This window comes from Agarivorans sp. D1326 (assembly GCF_056958115.1).
On the sequence record NZ_JBTWEN010000006.1, the window covers coordinates 147,564 to 166,136 of the forward strand.

The window sequence follows — 18,573 nt, forward strand, 5'->3', positions numbered from 1 at the left end:
TTTTCTTGGCATTGTTTTTAGATTTTTATAGTGATCCTTGTCTCAGATTTTTTAATGCAATAGACAAATAAAAATTTATGCAGACAGGTTAACAAAAGATCAAATTGGTAATCCAATTGTGTTTTATTTGTTGATGTGTGGTGTTAGCTTTGCCTTGAATTTAACTCAAGGAGATGCAGTTCATGTTAAAGCGCCACCAAGCTTCAAGGAAGGTTTCATCATCATTAGTGGCTTTGTTAAAGCCTTCGGCCATTGCGGTTCTAGCAACCGTTGCTTTGGCTAGCGGCGCAAATGCCGCTAACTATACGGCCAGCAATGCCAGCCAGTTAAGTGCGCGTTTGCACGATGCAGCCAACAACGGCACCGGCGTAGATGTGATTACCATTCAAGGCAGCATATTTACCGATCAGCAAATTGATATTCAAACTCCGGTAACTATTCAAGGTGCAGCTGGGTTTCGCGTAAGCCGTATCATTCGTACTTCTGACGATGGTTTTCAACCTTTGTTTAATATTCAAAGCTCGAATGTGACTATTCGTAATTTGCTGCTAATTGACGAGAAGGGCCAAAATACTAATACCCAAGTGGCCAGTGAAGCAGGGAACGACCACTCTAATGCGCGCTTAATAAACATTCCTTACGAAGATGCTTACCAGCAAATTGCTAACATCACCATCGAAAACAATACCTTTGAAAACACCGCTGTTGGCGTAGCGTCTTCTGGTTTAATTCCACGTAATTTGTCGATTACCAACAATGACTTTATTAAAGTGAATCGCAGTGTCGAACTGCTACGAGATGTTGGCCGGGTATACAACGTGTGGAATGTAAGTGCCAACAACGTAGTGCTTAACGGCGGAACACTAAACATTTCAAATAACCGTATTCGTGGTAATCGAGTGCGTTTAGGGATCTCTGTAGATGCCGGCAACGACGGGGTTTACGTGCCGCCAAGCTTTACCAATATTCCGTTTTTTGATGCAGCAGCCCGTGCTCATTTTAGTGATAAACCGGTCGTGTTTGCCAATGGCTCGCAAGTCAACTCAAACACTGTAGAGGGGGCTAATGAGTTTGGCATTGCTTTGGCTACTGTGGCTAACGTAACTGTTGCGGGTAACACAGTGAGTACAACAGAAGACGATATTAACTCGTCTGACGATATCGAGAATAACTTCACAGCAGGCATCAATGTTGAACATAACAGCCGCGATATTGTGGTAGATAGCAATACCATTACCGTGGGTGCTTCAGGCAACTTTGCTACGGGTATTAACGTATTGGCCTTTCAAGATCACCACGCGCCGTTAAACCATGCTCAAGCTAGCAGTAACATTACTTTGGTTAGAAACATCTTTAAAGGAACGGGTGAGAACACCATTTTAGCCTTTGGCTTCTCTAACTTAGTGGTTGAAGACAATAATGCCTCGCAGTTTACAACGCGTAACCCTTACCAAGTAACGGCGTCTTTTTACAACGTGCCTTGTGGTTTAAGTACTAGCACTGCACGCGGTACTAACAACAATATTCGTTACAACCAAAGCTCGTTTAACGGCACCGGCAATGCGCCGCAGTACTACGACAAAAACGGTAACGTTGTATCAGGTTATACTTGCCAATAGGCTTAGCTAAAATAAAAAAGCAGCACCTAGGTGCTGCTTTTTTGTTTTATTTTGCAGTTAGTCTTCGCGACTCATTAATCGAATGTCATCAAAAAAAGCTTCGCTAGCAGCATCTGGCGCTGCTGAATAGCTAAGTTTAAACTCATCTATCCGCACTTCTAATTCGTCGTCAGTAAATTGCTCATGCGCATAAATTGCAGCGTCGTTGTAGCTTGCAGTGTCAATTTGCATGTAAGCAAATACCTCTACGCTACTATGTGCAGAAGAGTTAAAGCTTAAGGTTACTTGTTTAAAACAGCTTTTAACGCTGCCTTGTGGTGCGTTGCTTAAGTCTTTCACGTGGGCAAAGGCTTGGGCGATTATTGCACCAGTGCTGTCTTTTGCACCGTAATGTAAGGTACTTAAAGAGCTATCACCTTTGTTGTCACAGTAATACAGCGAGTACTCTAAATCGTTGTTTAGTGGAATATTAGCAACGGTTTGGCTCAAACCTGGGGTGGCAGTAAAATCGTGATTACTGGCCGAGTTTTTGAAGCGGATCCGCGCCGAGCCACTACTAGTAGAGCCGCTGTCGCTAAATGCGCTATCGCCAGAGCTACCAACATCGCCTAAACCGGCACCACTATCTTCGTGTTGTACCCAAGCATCACTAGAACCACTATTGCTGCGAAATTCACCTAAGTTTCCATCAACCAAATCGGTATCGGTGGTTACTGCGTCGGGGAGGCTTAAAGTAAGTAGCGCTTCGGTAGCATCGCCAGAGTTAAACTCGCTGCTTACCCATTTATAGTCATCGCCGGTAACTACGCCTGCTTGCTTTGCTATGTCACCCAAGGCCAGCTGATAACTGCCTTTTACAAATGCCGACAGAGCGTATCGGGTATTAGCCTTTAACTGAACTGTTTGGCTTAAGCTGCTACTGCCACTAAGTTGGGCGCTAGCACTTCTCGAGAACGATTCACTCGCCTCGGCGATTTGAGCACCGTTGTTAGTCCAGGCGTTTAGCTCATCGTCAAAGGCAGGATTAATAATCTCTGCTTCTAACATGGTGGCTTGAGGCTTGCTGATTTGATAACTGCTTGGCCCTACATCAGCAAAACTCAGCGCTTTTAAACTAACGCTGCTTGTTAGCGGTTGATCTGCGCCAACGCTGCTTGGCTCGGTGCGGGTTTGCCCATCCATATCTAGATTAACGTCAGCAAAATCACCTTTACTGTAGTCACTTACTGCATCTAAGTTAGGCGAGCTATCCGAAGGGCGATATAGCTCATCAGTTCCTCTTTGTAAGTTTGCCGAGTAAAACTCAATGCCGGCAGTGCCTAACGGCACCGCGTCGTCATCAGAAAAGGCCTGCCCGTGGAAGATGTTTCCTACCACGGTTGAATCAGGCAGCATGCCGCGCTCAGCTTGGGTAATCACCGGCCCAATGGCTTTATCGATAAGGTTATTGGCCAAATAAACCGTTTTAGGCTGCTGCGGTTTGCCGCCGCCGTCAATATTTAAGCTGTTTACGCTATCAACAATGGTGTTGTTAGCTACGTGCACATTTTCTACTTGTTGGTAGCCGTTATCACCATCGCCCGCGCCGTCGTATCCCAATAATACTATGCCGCCGTGGTGGCTAGTATTTTGGTAGCGTGCGCCTTCAATGTAGTTATTCACTACCGAGTGGCCGTCATCGGCAATACGTATGCCGCCAGCTAGTGGGTAGTCTTCACTTAAAATAAAGTTGTGTTCAATTTTGTTGCTGTTGCCATGGCGGTTAGTTAACGAGCCATAGCTATTGCGAATGGTATTGTAAGCAATAACGTTATTAGAACCTTTGTTAGAGATAACCTCGGCTTCACCTTGGATCCGCTCAAATACATTGCGCACAATAAATGAATTACCAGGGTAATGGTGGGTAAAGCTTAAGCCGGTGCGAATGGCCTCATAATCGTTGTCGCTACTTCCCGCATACATCTTGTTGTTGGCGGGCGGGCGATTAGCAATGTAGTTGTTATACACCACAATGCCTTGAGCAAGTTCGGCCAGTTTAGTGGCTTCATCCCAGCTATCATCTACCCAGCGGTTGAATGAAATCATCGGGTTTTGCACGGTTTTACCGCTAATTACGCTATGGTCTAACCATACATCTTTGCCGTATATATGTACTAAAATCCCGTAGTCGTCTTGCGCTTTGGCATCAATAATTGCGATTTCGCTAATTCGGCAATTGTGGCATAAATCGTTGGTGCCAAAACGGGTAGCAATTAAGTTGCTTCCGTATTCCACGCCATCAAAAATTAGCCCTTGCAACTGGGCATAACTGCCGCCCATATTTATCGCTACTTCACTGCCTTTTAAGATGGCCTTACCAGGATGTTCGGCAGCTACTTTAATAGGCTGCTCCAAGGTGCCTTTGCCACCAAAACTAAGTTGAAAATCACCACTGTATTCGCCATCAGCTAAACAAAGCGTGGTTCCTGCGTCCATTTCTTTAGAAGCTGCATCTACTAAGGCCGAAGTGGAAAAAAATACCTGAGTACAGTTTACGCTAGCAACAGTTAACACACCTTCTGGTAGGCCAAAGCTAGGCTCGTTTGGGGTGGGATCTGGGGCAACTGGTGGATCAACAATTACCGGCGGGTCCACGGGTTCTGTTGGGTCTAGCGGGGTGGCAGGGGAGTCGCTACTGCTATTACATCCAACAACTATTAAGCCAAGAACAACTGGCAGGTACTTCTTAAAGTACATGGGATCTCCTTTTCACTGTTTGTTAATGGTAAGCGGGTAAAGCAATAAGCGACATTTTACTCAATAGTTATCAATAAAAAGTGATCGTATTAATATATTTTAATAATACATATAAAGATTTGGTGATTAAGCTCGGGTTATTAAGCCTTTAGATGAAAGCTTTGTTCATGCTTAGTTGACGCTTACTCAAATATTTCTCTTTATAAGTAGTACAAAATAGATGGGGATTGAGTTGAAAGAATAAGGCGGATGGGTAGTTGTAAGCGCTTGAGACTTAAGCTATTTAGACCTCAGTAATTCAATCCCTCCTTTCTACAAAGGCTTGCATCCTTTTGTGCTGACTTTTTTATCAATTTTTTGTTCTAGATTGCTGATTGGTCATATAAATGCTGTTAGGCTGAGTTTTTCACAATGGGTGAAAGCAAGACAATTTCTTTGTTTAAACAATGAAGTTTTCCTCTGATAAGCTGTTGAATGGCAAATGGAATCGCATAATGAGCTGATATGATAAAGTTGATTTAGCTTATAAGTTTTTGGTAGCCAAAGAAAAAGAAACTGAAACTTTTACAATTGCTCAGTTAGCAGAAGCTACAGGGTGGAGCAAAGGTACCTGCAGTACTTACCCCTCTAAACGATGGCATCAATATGTAGCAAAAGATGGAACTCAGTACTCAAGTTCAGGGATTTCATATTTAAGTAAAGAAGAATTTCGAAGTGTACATAGCCAAAAACTTCAAAAAACCGAAGATTTCTCAACTAAAGGAATCCTAGTTCATAAAGCAAAAGAATTCGCCTTACTTGCCGTATCAACTTACAACAACCCTTATACAGAATTTAAGACCTATGGTTTTATCGTAAACATCGTTATTGCTTACACTTCACTTTTTCATGCGATTTTCGAAAAGCGTGGTTCTAATTACTTCCATTTAGAAGAAAATGGTGAGCCAATATTTATCGATGGTGAAGAGAAAGCTTGGGAGCTAAGTGAGTGTTGTGATGTGTTTTGGCAAGGCGAGACAAATGCAGAAAAAGCCAATATCAAATTTTTAGTTGGTTTAAGAAATAAGATTGAACATCGTAGCTTACCTGCAATTGATTTGGCTGTATGTGGGGAGTGTCAGTCTGCGCTAAATAATTTTGAAACCTTGCTTGTTGAAGAGTTCGGTGACGAGCACGCTCTAACTGCTAGTTTAGCTATTGCAATGCAGTTAACTAGGATTAGCGAGCAAGCCCAGGTTGATTCGTTAAAACAACTTCAAAAAGAAAACTATAAGATTGTTCGTGAATATATGGAAACTTATAGAAATGATCTGAACGACGATATTGTTCAGAATCAAAAATATCGGATTCGCGCATTCTTAGTACCTAAATTGGGAAATCATGCAAAATCATCAGATATCGCGGTAGAGTTTTTGAACGTAAACAACTTGAGTGATGAAGAAATAGAAAACTATGAGCAAGGTGTTGCGTTTATAAAAGGCATAGAGAATCCATTTAAATTGAAACCCTCAAAGGTGGTTGAGTTGGTAGAGAAGAAGATTAAAGGCTTTAACATGACCTTGCATACAAAGTGCTGGAAGTTTTACGAGGCAAGGCCAAGAGAAGTCGATGCAAGATTTAAAGGTGAGTACTCAAGTTTTATTGAAGGGTTTGATCATTACCTATATTCAATGAAGTGGGTGAAATTTCTAATTAAAGAATTAAAGAACAAACAAAAGGTGGCAGAGGTGAAAGCACAAGCCATCTAATAAGTAACTCAAAAGGACGCAAAACGCTTGGCTCGTGCTCCTTCTTCACTAATTTTAGCCAAGCATTTATGTGCCCATTAGTAAGGCATTACACCTAAAGAACATCATGACTAAAACAACAAGTCGCAGATTGCGCAAGAAGCTATATCTTGAAGAGTTCGCAGTATTTGGATTTGAATGCGCTTGCGAGTTAGATGAAACAGAAGCTGGTTTTGATGTGTTTTTAGATGAACTTGTCGAAGTGGTTGAAGCGCGCGGGCTTATTATTGGCGGTGGAGGCTCAGCTAAGGAATTCGCTGCGTTTGTTGCTTCGCAGCAACGCTATGGCTCGGCTACTGAGGAAGACCGACAGGCTGTTGAGCAATGGTTAGGTGCCCAAGCTCGTACTTCTAAGGTTGTAGTGGGGGAGTTGATTGATGCCAACTACGGTATGTAGCCGGTTTTGTAATTGGTATTAACAGCCAAATCGCATTGCTATAAAAAAGCCGCTTACCCTTGGGTAAACGGCTTTTTGTTTAGCAGTATTTAGCTGCCTTGTGGTTAACGGCTTAGTCTAATTCAACCAGCTGTTTTTCGTATTTAGCGTGAATGCTATGAATTGCTGGTGTTGCGCCACCTGTGGCTTTGCTCACTGCAATAATGGCAATGCTGGCGAACAGGAAGCCGGGAACAATTTCATAAATGTCGAACAAGCCGCCACTTAATTGTTTCCACACTACTACGGTTACGCCACCTAACACTACGCCGGCGAGTGCGCCGTTGCGGTTCATGTCTTTCCAGAACAAGCTAAGTAGTAGGGCAGGGCCAAAGGCTGCGCCAAATCCTGCCCATGCGTAAGACACCAAACCTAGTACCGAGCTTTCTGGGTTCATGGCCAGAATTAAAGCCACTATCGACAATGCGACTACAGCGATACGGCCAACCTTAACAATCTCTTGTTGGCTGGCTTGTGGGCGAAAGACTTGTTTGTAGAAGTCTTCGGCTAAGGCAGACGAAGATACTAATAATTGCGAGTCGGCGGTACTCATAATTGCAGCCAAAATAGCCGCTAATAGTATGCCGGCAATTACAGGGTGGAAAATGGCATTTACCAACAGCATGAAGATGGTTTCGCCATCTTTAATATCGCCACCTAGGTGAGAATCTACATACAAAATGCCCACTACACCAATGAGTAGTGCGCCAGCCATAGAAAGGGCTGTCCAGCTTACTGCGATGCGACGGGCTGTGCCGATGTCTTTGTTGCTTCGAGTGGCCTGAAAACGCGCCAAAATATGTGGCTGACCAAAGTAACCTAAACCCCAAGCCACTAGCGAGATAATGGCAATGGCCGATAAAGGCTCGCCTTTTACGTCGGTCCATAGGTTAAGTAGTTCTGGGTTTTTAAGGGTAAGGGCTTGGCTTAAGTCTCCAAAAGAGCCTTCCATTGCGGCAATTGGCACTATCATTAAGGCGGCGGCCATTAATAAACCTTGCACTAAATCGGTCCAAGATACTGCTAAAAAGCCACCAAATAAGGTGTAAGACACCACACAAATGGTGCCGACAATAACTGCTGTGGTGTAGTCTAAACCAAACACTGTTTCAAACAGTTTGCCGCCAGCCACTAAGCCAGAGCTGGTATAGAACAAGAAAAACAGCAAGATAAAGAAGGCTGAGATTGATTGCAGTAATTTAGATTTATCTTCAAAACGGCGCGCAAAAAACTCAGGAATGGTTAAGGCGTTATCCATCACGATGGAGTAGGTGCGTAGGCGTTTGGCGCAAATCAGCCAGTTTAACCAGGTGCCAACGAGTAAGCCGCCGGCCAACCAAATGGCCTCGATACCGGCTGCGTAAGCGTAGCCAGGTAAACCAAGCAGTAACCAACCACTCATATCGGATGCACCAGCCGATAAGGCTGCGGGCCATGGGCCTAGTGAGCGACCACCTAAGAAGTAATCTTCTGAGTTGGCGGTGCGTTTATAGGCGTAAATGCCAATTGATAGCATAACGATTAGATAGGCTATAAATGTAGCACTGATAGCAAAGCTATTTTCAATCATTCCTTTTTCCTTTTATTGCTGAGTTCAGCATGTTGGTTTATTTGGGTTGTCGCTGCTAATGGCTAACCAGGCCTTTAGGTTTATTCGCCGCTGCCTAGCTCAAGCAGGCTGGCGTTACCACCCACGGCGGTAATGTTTATGGTTCGTGTGCGCTCGGTAATAAAGCGCAAACAAAGTGTTGGTTCACTGAGTTGGCTAAGGTTGCGCATATCGGTTTCATATACGAACTGCGCAAGTTGGCCATCTCGCTCTGCCGCCAACTGGTTGTAGTGGATGCAGTTTTGCTTAGTGCCTGCTAATGCAATGCCCGCAACTAGGCTGTTTTGTGCAAGTTGCGGTCCCAAGGTATAAGCCAAGGGCTGCGCCACTCTATCTGGGCAGCCTGCACGTAGTAGGTCGCTCAGTACTTCGTCTATCGGGCTATTTGCAGCACAACAAATAACGGTATTACCAGCCACCAACGCTGCGGCCATTAAACCTACTAGGGCTTCGTTGCTGGCTGTTTCATCGGCCACCAACAAAAAACAGCCACGGCCAGCGGTATATAGCTGGTTGCTTTCGCCCGTAGGCCCTTGTAGCTCATGCTCGTTAGCAATAAGCGCTAGGGCTTGTTGGCATTGAAAACGGATCATTGCGGCGCATTCTGCGTAGCTTTGGTCTCGTTGGCTAAGCAGTTGTGTCCAAGCGAGTAGTAACTCGCTACGTTGAGCCACTGTTTGCTGCTGCCAAGCATCTTGCACTGCAAGACTTTGTTTTAATACCTTGTTAGTCGTGGTCATATTAGTGCTCCTGCTGGGCAAGGGTAGTGCTTATGTTCGCCTTAGCAAAACGGTACAAATAGTGCGGGCCACCCGCTTTAGGACCAGTGCCAGAAAGACCCTGACCACCAAAAGGCTGTACCCCTACAACGGCACCTACTTGATCTCGATTTACGTAGCAATTACCCACTCGAGCACGCTGCTCGATATGCCGATAGGTACTTTCATTACGACTATGCACGCCCAAGGTTAAACCAAATCCACTTTGATTTATTTGATCGATCACCCTATCAAGTTGATTTGATTGATATTTAATCACATGCAAAATAGGGCCAAAGTGTTCTTGTGTTAATTGAGCAATGTCTTCGATTTGATAAGCGCACGGCGCAACAAAGCTGCCTTTGCTGCAATCTTCTGGAAGCGCTACTTGGTAAATGAGCTGAGCGTTCTTTTCTAACCAGCTAACATGAGCCTGCAGTTTTGTTTGAGCTTGTGGGTCTATCACCGGGCCTACATCGGTACTTAGTTTTTCTGGATTACCAATGGCCAGTTCTTGCATAGCACCAGCAATCAGCGAATAGACGCGTTCGGCAATATCCTCTTGAATAAACAATACCCGCAGCGCAGAGCATCGCTGGCCTGCCGAGGCAAAAGCTGAGCGTAGTACATCTCTTACTACTTGCTCGGGCAGGGCGGTGCTGTCAACGATCATGGCGTTTTGGCCGCCGGTTTCGGCAATAAACGGCACAGGTAAGGCATCGCGTTTAGCCAGTTGTTTGTTAATGGCTTGCGCGGTTGGCGTTGAGCCAGTGAAGGCAACACCTGCGATACGTTTATCGCTGCATAAGGTTTGCCCTAGCAACGCGCCATTGCCCAGTATGAGTTGGATAACTTGCTTAGGAATACCTGTTTCTAGTAGTAACTCGATACAGCGAGCAGCAATAAGGCTGGTTTGCTCGGCAGGCTTGGCGACGACGCAATTACCGGCAACCAAGGCGGCAGATATTTGGCCGATAAAAATGGCTAATGGGAAATTCCAAGGGCTAATACACACAAATATGCCACGCCCTTGGTAACTGACATGCTGCGCTTCATCACGAAACGAGCGTTGCTGCATAGGTGAGCTAAAGTGTTGAATGGCTTGCTGCGGGTAGTAGCGTAAAAAATCTACTGCTTCGCGAATTTCGTCAATGCTATCTAAAACTGTTTTGCCCGCTTCGCGATGGCACAAGGCCACTAACTCTGGCATGTTTTGTTCTAGCTTATCGGCTAAGTGCAGCAAGTAGTTGGCACGTTGGCTTACTGGTGTTTGTTGCCATAGTTGGCAGCCTTGTTCTGCTACATTAATTGCCTGCAAGGCTTGTTCTGCATTGGCCCACTTTACTTCTCCAACCTGCTGAGTTCGTTGGTAAGGCGCTGTTATAAGATGGTGTTCGCCACTTTGAGTTTGCCCTTCAATAATTGAGCTGGCTTGCCATTGGTGATTGCCTAAAAACTGGCTGACTTGTTGCTCAAAGGGCTGCCATTCGCTTTCTATGTCGGTGGCGATGCCTTGGGAGTTTTGCCTTTGCTCACCAAACAATTGTGGAGGCAGGGCTATTTTCGGGTTATGTAAGCAGCTGCGTGACTGCAATAAATCTACCGGATGCACGGTTAAATCAGTGACCGGACAACGGGCATCTACTAAGCGATGAACAAACGAGCTATTAGCGCCATTCTCTAACAAACGGCGCACCAAATAAGGCAGCAAATCTTTATGGCCGCCCACTGGGGCGTAAATGCGTACTTCGCTATTTAGCAGTTGTTTGGCATGGCTATATAGCGCATCGCCCATGCCGTGTAAGCGCTGAAACTCAAAGTCTTGGTGAGTCGTCATCGCCGACACCGCCGCAATAGTTTGTGCGTTATGGCTGGCAAACTGCGGGTAAATAAGCCCACGAATATGCTCGCTAAGTAGCAGTCGAGCACAAGCTAAGTAGCTTACGTCGGTGGCTTCTTTGCGCGTAAATACTGGGTAGCCGTGGTGGCCATGTTGTTGAGACAACTTTAACTCGCTATCCCAATAAGCACCTTTTACTAAACGCATGGGAATGACATCGCCTTGCTGCTTGGCCAGTGTAGCCAACCAAGTAATTACTGCTAATGCCCGCTTTGAGTAGGCCTGCACCACTAAACCAAATTTGCCCCAGCCTTTAACAGCTTGGTGCTGGTAGAGCTTGGCAAATAGCTTTAAGGATATTTCTAGGCGGTCGGCTTCTTCGGCATCAATGGTAATGGCAACATCCTGTGCTCGGGCATGTTTTAGCAGTGCTAAAACCGTATCAAACAACTCTTGTAGTACCTTTTCGTGGTTGGCTGCTTCGTAGCGAGGATGTAAAGCCGAGAGCTTGATTGATACTGAGGCCGCAGGATGAGCTTCACTAGTACTTGAACGTTGCTTAGCCACAACGCTAATAGCTTGGTGATAGTCGTTAAAATACTTTTGAGCATCTTGGCGGGTAAGGGCCGATTCGCCCAGCATATCAAAAGAATAAGCAAAGCCTTGTTGTTGCAAAGGCTCGCCATTGTTTAAGGCTTCTTGAATATTGCGGCCTAGTACAAACTGATGCCCCATTATTTTCATGGCTTGATGCATGGCTTGGCGGATCACTGGCTCGGAGAATTTGTTTACTAGCTTGTTGAGCACCTTGCTGGCTTGGCCATCTTGCGGGGTATCTAAACTCACTACTTTGCCAGTTAGCATTAAGCCCCAGGTAGAAGCATTTACAAACAGTGAGTCTGAGTTTTTGAGGTGAGACTTCCAGTCTGCCACGCTCATTTTGTCACGAATTAACGCGTCGGCGGTGGCACTATCGGGAATGCGCATTAGCGCTTCTGCCAAGCACATCAGCAGAATTCCTTCGCGGGTATCTAGGCTGTATTCAAGCAGTAAGGCGTCGATCATTTGCACGGCATTTTTGTCGGCGCGAACTCGCTCGATAAGTTGAGTGGCCAATACCGTAGTTTGGGTTAATTCATTTGGGCTAGGTTTAGCGAGTGGGATAAGTTGGCTTAACCAGCTTGATTCGTTTACAGCGTAAAGCGGCGAAATGTATTGCCAAACCTTGGTTAAGGGCTGCTCAATAAACGAAGCTTGGGTCATGGCCTTAGCATCGAGTTGCATAGTGTTGTGCATGCTGGGTCCTCGTGTTGCCATCCTCTGCGAGGGGACAGAGGATGTTACGGCTTTGTTATTTAGAGGCCGATTGTAGAGCGCTTTGGGCGTCGCGTATTTCGAAAAACTCCGCGTTTTTTTCGAAATTCTCTGTTGATGAACAAAAAGCGAAGCAAGCGTTTAACAATCTATTTAACCTGAACTCGCGATAAGGGAATGACAATAACTCTACTACCCACTACTTAATCTAGCTTTATGTTTCTGGCGAGATAGTTTTACTTAGTTCTAGGTGAAGCTGCGCGCCAATAGTTATCTTATTGCAAGTGGCTTCACCTAGAACTAAGTAAAAATAGCCCTTAGAAATCGGTTTATTATCCCGAGCTCAGGTTATTCATGTTGCTTATTTATAGTGTAGTCAGCCTAGGCGGGGCGAGCGAAGGCGACGTGGATGTTTTAGCTGGCTTGTTTACGGTAGCGAGCCGGTGTGATGCCATAAAAAGTGCTAAAGGCACTGGTAAAGCTACTTTGGCTAGCAAAACCACAGCGATGCGATATTTGTTCAATGCTTAATTGCGGTGTAGCTAAAAGCTGTTTAGCCGCGTTAAAGCGTTTGCGTAGCAAATATTGATGTGGGGTTAATCCGGTTTGTTGGCGAAACAATAAATGAAATTGGCTTTCGGCTAAAAACACACAACCAGCAAGTTGCGCCACGGTAATTTTTTGCTGCAAGTGTTGTTGAATGTAGCGGTCGATATGCTCCATTTGCAGGCGGGTGACCTTAGCTTGATGTTGTTTGCTTTGAGCTAGGTGATTTTGCAATACACACAACAGGGTATTGGCACAGGCCTCGGCTAGCATGGTGTCTTGCGGCTTAGTTAGCATTTCCTGACAAAGTGCATTGACGAGAACTTGCGATTGGTTGGCTAGCTTGAAGTAGGATTGATGTTCGAACAACTGCTCGATTTTGGTCTGCAAACTAGCATGTTGAGTATCGGCCAGATTAATAACCAAGATTTGATTTCTGCCTACCCCGGTAAAGGCATGATCCGCAGAGGCGGGCACTAAGCAACCTTGACCTGGCCCCACCAAATTAGCTTGACCTTGAATGTCAAACTCGGTTTGTCCTTGCAAGCCAATCACCACCTGAAAATACTGATGGCTATGGTGGTGAGAGTGGCTGGGTAATGCCAGCACTTGAGCTAAGTTGGCTGATTCATTCATATCTGTTTGTTTAAAAAGTAATAAATAGATTTAAATGACAACATATACAGCAATGCTGAAATCATGAGCTAGATTGACGCTCATCGATAGTGAATTAGTTTTGTATTTGTGTCAATTTTGTTAATGAATATGTTGGGACTTATTCGCAGGCTAAATTAAAAACTCACCAAAAAAGAAAAACTTCGATTATTTGCTAGGCTTATCAATAACTCATCGCAGTGTTTATTGAGAAAGGAAGCCAGCTAAATGAGGTATGCGTTAAGCCTATTGTTTCGAAACCGGTCAGCAATCGATGTATTGCTCTCTTCTACATTTATAAACTTACTCTCGCTCGCTTTGCCTTTTGCCATGTTGCAGATTTACGACCGCATATTACCCAACCAAGGCTACGGCACGGCTACGGTTCTTATGCTCGGTGTAGCGGTGGCTATTTTACTAGAGCTAGTGTTGCGATATATACGTAGTTGGTTATTGGCTTCTGCAGCCGCTAACTTTGAGTTGCATACCACTATTGATGCGGTGAAAGCGCTACTCGCCAGCAGTTTCGAACCTATTGCGAAACTTGGCAGGGGCGGGGTATTTAATGGCTTAAGTTCAATAGCAGGTATGCGAGACCTATATTCTGGTCAAGCGGCCTTAGCCCTGATTGATTTCCCATTTGTTGTTATTTTCTTAGCTTTAGTGGCTTACATTGGTGGGCCCTTAGTTTTTATTCCGATTGCCGTATGGGGGTTAAGTAGCTTACTTGTATTGTTGCTTGGCAAGCAGTTAGCCCAAGCCACTAAAGATTTAGCGCTTAGCGAGGCTGAACGTTCACGATTGTTGATTAACGTATTGTCTGGGCTAACCACCACTAAAGCCTTAGCTCTAGAAAGTGGCATTGCCGCAAATTACCGAAAAATTAACTATAAGCGTTTGCAACAACAACAGCGGGTTGATTGGTTATCAGCCAAGCTGCAAGAGTTTATTCAAGGCGCCTCTCAGGGAACTACCTTAGTATTGGTATTGTTGGGGTGTTTAATGGTGTTAGATGGACAGTTAACCACTGGTGGCTTAGCGGCTTGTTCTATATTAGCGGGTCGAGCGGTTGCTCCTTTAAGCGCCATTATTAGCCTGCGCTCTCGAATGGTTACCGCTAAGTCTGCGATGCAACAAGTAAAGCAGTTGACAAGTTTAGAGGGAGAACGCTTTAGCGCCGAACATTGCTATCAGCAAAAGTTACCAGCAGGGCCCATTGAATACAGCCATCTAAGTGCTAAAACTTCGGTGGGCTGTATTGAAAACGCGAGTTTTAGCCTGCCCGCTGGCAGCATGGTGGTAGTGCAATCTAATCCTCTTAGCCATGCCAGTTTGGTATTAAGTACGCTGGCTGGCTTTCATCAGTTGCAACAAGGCAGCATTAATATTGCTGGTGTTGAACTTGGCCTGCATGACGCAAATGAGTATCGCCAATCCGTGGTGTATTTAGCGCCGTGGCCTACCTTGTTTGCCGGCAGTTTGATGGAAAACATGACCTTGTTTCGGCCTGAATTAGAAGCTAATGCCATGGTGTTAGCAGAAGAGTTGGGTTTGAGTGCTGCCATTTCCTTGTTACCAGCCGGTTATCAAACCCGCGTGGGAGACAGCGGTAATCAAATGCTTAACAAAGGAGCGATTAAACTTATCGCTTTGGTGCGCGCGTTAGCGCAGCAACCGTCGATATTGCTGCTAGACGAGCCTATGTTGTCTCTAGATGCTGATGCTCAGCAGCGTTTACTGGCCTTGCTAAGTAAGCAAGGCGATGACATGACGGTGATGATCGCTTCGCATTTTGACGAAGTAAAAGCCCATTGCGACATACAACTGCAAATTGCAGAAGATGGCTTAGTCAAGCTGTTAAAACAACAGAGGGGGGCTTAACATGGAGCAGCAAAATCCTGATTTAAAACCCACCTTAATTAGTTTGTTGCAGCAACTTGGTTTGTACTCTCAAGCAACCAATATAGAACAAGACCAGCGCATAGATTCGCTAGATGTTATGGGCTTTGTGGGGCTGCTTAAAAAACACCATATTGCCTATTCGGTGCATCGTCATTTGCCTTCCTTAGTTTCTCAAGCGGCTCATCCTTTTGTACTGATATCTGATCATCATGCTCCTAAGTTGTTGCGTCGCCATGGTGAGCAACTTGAACAGTTTGAGCAGCAGTGGCAAGCCTGTGACCCCGCAACTATCGGTGAAGACGCGCATCTAATTATGATTGAGCGCTTGCCTCAGCAGGGATCTTCTGCGAAAGCTTTTGCCGAGCAAGTGAGCAAGCGAAGTAAATGGTATCGGCCGGTATTTTGGCTCAGTTTATTGTCTAGCTTGACGGGATTAGCCGTGCCGCTATTTACAATGGCAGTTTATGACCGTGTAATTGGCGGTCAAACACCTGAGGTATTGCCCAGTATTGCTTTAGGTGCGGCATTGGCCTTAAGCATTTTAGTTGCATCTCGCTTGATTAGAGCAAGAGTGATGTCCTCAGCGAGTAATCGCATGGCGAGAGATTTGTCTGAACTTACCTTTCACCGTTTGCTGAACATGCCGTTAATGGTGTTATCGCGAGTGGGCATTGCCAATCATGTGGCGCGTATGCGTAATGCAGAAAAAGTTCGCACTGTGTTATCTGGTCCTGCTGCAGGTGGCTTAATCGATTTACCTTTTACCTTCATCGCCTTAGCGACCATTACTTTGTTGAGTGGTTGGTTGGTGCTGGTTCCACTGCTGATGTTACTGGTGTTTTACCTACTTATGCGACTAATGCGCAGCTACATTCAAAGCGCTTCTCCTACGGTATCTGGTGAGTATCAAAATGCGCTTAACGAGTTGGCTAAAAATCTCACCCAATTAAAAGCGGCCGGGCAAGTCGATGCTTGGACCACTAAGTTTGCCCGTTTATGCCGTGAGAATAGCCGGCAGAACTTTCGTTATGCGGCGCGCAATGGGCTAATGGCTGCCGTTGCTCATGCTTTAAGTCTATCCACTGCCTTGGTCACTGTTTTCTGTGGCATTTTCTTGGTGCTTAACCAGTCAATATCTGCTGGGGCGTTGATTGCCTGTGTCATGCTGATTTGGCGAATTACCGGCCCAGCGCAACTAGCGTTTAGCTCCACCCAAAAGTTCACCTTGCTAAAGGGGGCCGCTGAGCAGTTTGACCGATTTATGCAGGTGAAAACCGAAAATAGCGAACTGCGTTTAGATGTACCCGATATGAGCTGCGCACCTAGTGTGTCTTTTCAACATTTAACCTTGCGTTATGGAGCCGAAATGGAGCCGGCATTATCGGCCGTTAATGCTGAAATAGACGCTGGAGAAATAGTAGCAGTCATTGGCCCTAATGGCTGTGGTAAAACCTCATTGTTGCTATCAGCTTTAGGGGTAATTGAACCTCAAGCCGGTTATGTAGCAATAAACAACAAAAACATTCGCCAGTACGATCCGGAGCTATTGCGCTCATGGGCGGCTTATTGCCCGGCAGAGCCAGATTTATTTCCGGGCACTTTGGCTGAAAACCTACGAGTAGCAAATCCTGATGCCAGTGATGAACAATTAATTGATGCGTTGTTGGCTGCTGGTGGGCAAGCGTTATTTAGCGCGTTAAATGAACAGTTAGATGCGCCAATTGCAGGTGATGACAGTGCCATGCTATCGGCGGTAGAAGGTGGCTACATTTCTTTAGCAAGAGCACTACTAAAAGGGGCTCAGTACTTGCTGTTAGACGAGCCTTTAGCAAACCGAAACCCAGATGCTAAACGCCAATTTATTCGCACCTTAGAAAGCTTGCGAGGCAAAGCCACAATTATCTTCACCAGCCATGATCAAGAGCTAATTCAACTAGCCGACAAGGTAATAATTTTAGACAAAGGTACAGCCGCTTATGTTGGACCTATTCCTTCACAGCAGCCTCAAACCAACAGTGATACGGAGCAGTAAATATGGAACAGCGTCAATTGTCTAATCGTATTTGGCCAGAACATGAATTTACTGATGCCATTGAAGCCCCCGCGGAGAGAACGCTGATTAGGCGTATTGCGTGGTTTATTGCGTTGTCAGTATTGGGAATGCTGTTGTGGTCAATTTTTACCACTGTGGAAGAAATTGCTAAAGCCAAAGGGCAGGTAGTGCCACTGGGTCACCGACAAGTTATTCAAAGCCAGCTAGGTGGAACTTTAGCCTCTGTGAGTGTAGAGGAAGGTGACGTGGTTAAGCAGGGCGATGTACTTGCAAATTTTGTGGCCATTGATAGCCAGTCTTTAGAGGAAGAATTAGCCAGCAAACAAGCCAACTTAGAATTACGTATTGAGCGTTATAACGCCTTTGTTGAGCAGCGCCAAGCTAACTTTTCGGCATTTGAAGCAGAGTATCCTAAATTGGTGGCGCAGCATGTTTCAGCGCTTAAAAGGATGAATGCTGAGTTAGCTGCAACCTCAGCATTAACAGAATCGGAGATAGCTAAAGCTAAGGCAGAATTAGCAGCAGTAGAGAATGAAGTGCCAGCATTAAGTGATCAAATAGCGGCTTCTCGTAAAACTATCAACATGATGAAATCACCAGGTGGCATTCAGGTGGTTTCTAAATTACAGGTACTAGAAGCTCAACAAAAGCTCGACTCTTACATAAGAGAGCTAAAATCTTTAGAGGGTAAAGAACAAGTTTTAAGTAAAAGTCTAACTAACCTAAGTAAGCAACTAGATCAGAAAAATGCGGCTTTGTTCAATCAAGTAGGCGAAAAACGGGCTGAGGCTCAAGCCGAATTGTTAGGGGTTGAGGCGCGTTTAAAGTCTTCCGGTTCACAAGTTTCTCAAACTACTGTTTTGGCGCCGGTCGATGGGATTGTGCAATCTATTCCGACTACCTCCTCAGGCAGCGTAATTGCACCAGGCGGAACTGTCGCAGTAATTGTTCCCACTACCAAGGAAGCGCTAATCGAAGCCAAACTATCTCCACGTGATATTGGTTTTGTTACCGAAGGACAACCTGCAAGGGTGAAAATAGACGCCTTTGATTACAGCCGATATGGGGCATTAGATGGGATTGTGCAAAGGATTTCTCCTTCTACAGATACCGATGAGAAAGGGGGCGTTTTTTACAAAGTTAAAATAAGCATAGATAAACCCTATTTTAACGATGACCCTGAGCGCTTTGGCCTTATTCCTGGGATGACTGGTGAGGTGGATATTGTGACGGGGGATAAAACGGTATTTCAATACTTATGGAAGCCAGTATTTACCAACATAACCACTGCCTTTGGCGAACGTTAAGAGAGGTTTGTT

Annotated in this window: 11 protein-coding genes; 6 read left to right on the top strand and 5 right to left on the bottom strand. The window is 45.2% G+C overall.

From position 1 onward, the window contains the following. Nucleotides 1-182: 182 nt before the first annotated feature. Nucleotides 183-1,619, top strand: coding sequence for a right-handed parallel beta-helix repeat-containing protein (locus ACYFDN_RS13230; protein WP_483511500.1), 1,437 nt, complete (start codon nucleotides 183-185; stop codon nucleotides 1,617-1,619). Nucleotides 1,620-1,676: 57 nt separating this feature from the next. Here ACYFDN_RS13230 and ACYFDN_RS13235 read toward each other — a convergent pair whose 3' ends face one another. Next, complete coding sequence (locus ACYFDN_RS13235; protein ID WP_483511501.1) at nucleotides 1,677-4,355, bottom strand: polysaccharide lyase 6 family protein; 2,679 nt, start codon at nucleotides 4,353-4,355, stop codon at nucleotides 1,677-1,679. A 533-nt stretch (nucleotides 4,356-4,888) separates the two neighbouring features. Here ACYFDN_RS13235 and ACYFDN_RS13240 point away from each other — a divergent pair. After that, nucleotides 4,889-6,103: a DUF3644 domain-containing protein gene (locus ACYFDN_RS13240; RefSeq protein WP_483511502.1), complete on the top strand. Its 1,215-nt coding sequence runs from the start codon at nucleotides 4,889-4,891 to the stop codon at nucleotides 6,101-6,103. A gap of 106 nt (nucleotides 6,104-6,209) precedes the next feature. Next, a complete protein-coding gene (locus tag ACYFDN_RS13245; protein WP_483511503.1) occupies nucleotides 6,210-6,539 on the top strand; it encodes a YggL 50S ribosome-binding family protein in 330 nt (109 codons plus the stop codon). A gap of 112 nt (nucleotides 6,540-6,651) precedes the next feature. Here ACYFDN_RS13245 and putP read toward each other — a convergent pair whose 3' ends face one another. From putP to ACYFDN_RS13265, 4 genes are all read right to left on the bottom strand, one after another. Further along, entirely contained in the window at nucleotides 6,652-8,148 is a 1,497-nt protein-coding gene (gene putP / locus ACYFDN_RS13250; RefSeq protein WP_016402819.1) for a sodium/proline symporter PutP, read from the bottom strand. Between the two features lie 80 nt (nucleotides 8,149-8,228). Next, a complete protein-coding gene (locus tag ACYFDN_RS13255; protein WP_483511504.1) occupies nucleotides 8,229-8,927 on the bottom strand; it encodes a hypothetical protein in 699 nt (232 codons plus the stop codon). Nucleotide 8,928: 1 nt separating this feature from the next. Then, nucleotides 8,929-12,081, bottom strand: a complete 3,153-nt coding sequence (gene putA, locus ACYFDN_RS13260; RefSeq protein WP_483511505.1) for a bifunctional proline dehydrogenase/L-glutamate gamma-semialdehyde dehydrogenase PutA — start codon at nucleotides 12,079-12,081, stop codon at nucleotides 8,929-8,931. Nucleotides 12,082-12,513: 432 nt separating this feature from the next. Beyond that, nucleotides 12,514-13,281: a helix-turn-helix domain-containing protein gene (locus ACYFDN_RS13265; RefSeq protein ID WP_406609053.1), complete on the bottom strand. Its 768-nt coding sequence runs from the start codon at nucleotides 13,279-13,281 to the stop codon at nucleotides 12,514-12,516. Nucleotides 13,282-13,527: 246 nt separating this feature from the next. Here ACYFDN_RS13265 and ACYFDN_RS13270 point away from each other — a divergent pair, with 246 nt between their 5' ends. Genes ACYFDN_RS13270 through ACYFDN_RS13280 form a run of 3 tightly spaced genes read left to right on the top strand, consistent with a single transcriptional unit; the run spans nucleotide 13,528 to nucleotide 18,561 of the window. Then, nucleotides 13,528-15,180, top strand: coding sequence for an ABC transporter transmembrane domain-containing protein (locus ACYFDN_RS13270; protein WP_483511506.1), 1,653 nt, complete (start codon nucleotides 13,528-13,530; stop codon nucleotides 15,178-15,180). Between the two features lies 1 nt (nucleotide 15,181). Next, nucleotides 15,182-17,233, top strand: a complete 2,052-nt coding sequence (locus ACYFDN_RS13275) for a peptidase domain-containing ABC transporter (protein WP_406609051.1) — start codon at nucleotides 15,182-15,184, stop codon at nucleotides 17,231-17,233. Nucleotides 17,234-17,235: 2 nt separating this feature from the next. Next, nucleotides 17,236-18,561 carry an HlyD family type I secretion periplasmic adaptor subunit gene (locus ACYFDN_RS13280; protein WP_152779394.1) on the top strand — a complete coding sequence of 442 codons (1,326 nt, stop codon included), beginning with the start codon at nucleotides 17,236-17,238 and terminating at the stop codon, nucleotides 18,559-18,561. Nucleotides 18,562-18,573: the final 12 nt, after the last annotated feature.

Bases quoted from the DNA above. Each gene is read 5' to 3' on its own strand.
- ACYFDN_RS13235 (WP_483511501.1), bottom strand. From the start codon at position 4,355: ATGTACTTTAAGAAGTACCTGCCAGTTGTTCTTGGCTTAATAGTTGTT.
- ACYFDN_RS13275 (WP_406609051.1), top strand. From the start codon at position 15,182: ATGGAGCAGCAAAATCCTGATTTAAAACCCACCTTAATTAGTTTGTTG.
- ACYFDN_RS13255 (WP_483511504.1), bottom strand. From the start codon at position 8,927: ATGACCACGACTAACAAGGTATTAAAACAAAGTCTTGCAGTGCAAGAT.
- ACYFDN_RS13270 (WP_483511506.1), top strand. From the start codon at position 13,528: ATGAGGTATGCGTTAAGCCTATTGTTTCGAAACCGGTCAGCAATCGAT.
- putP (WP_016402819.1), bottom strand. From the start codon at position 8,148: ATGATTGAAAATAGCTTTGCTATCAGTGCTACATTTATAGCCTATCTA.
- putA (WP_483511505.1), bottom strand. From the start codon at position 12,081: ATGCACAACACTATGCAACTCGATGCTAAGGCCATGACCCAAGCTTCG.
- ACYFDN_RS13245 (WP_483511503.1), top strand. From the start codon at position 6,210: ATGACTAAAACAACAAGTCGCAGATTGCGCAAGAAGCTATATCTTGAA.
- ACYFDN_RS13265 (WP_406609053.1), bottom strand. From the start codon at position 13,281: ATGAATGAATCAGCCAACTTAGCTCAAGTGCTGGCATTACCCAGCCAC.
- ACYFDN_RS13280 (WP_152779394.1), top strand. From the start codon at position 17,236: ATGGAACAGCGTCAATTGTCTAATCGTATTTGGCCAGAACATGAATTT.
- ACYFDN_RS13230 (WP_483511500.1), top strand. From the start codon at position 183: ATGTTAAAGCGCCACCAAGCTTCAAGGAAGGTTTCATCATCATTAGTG.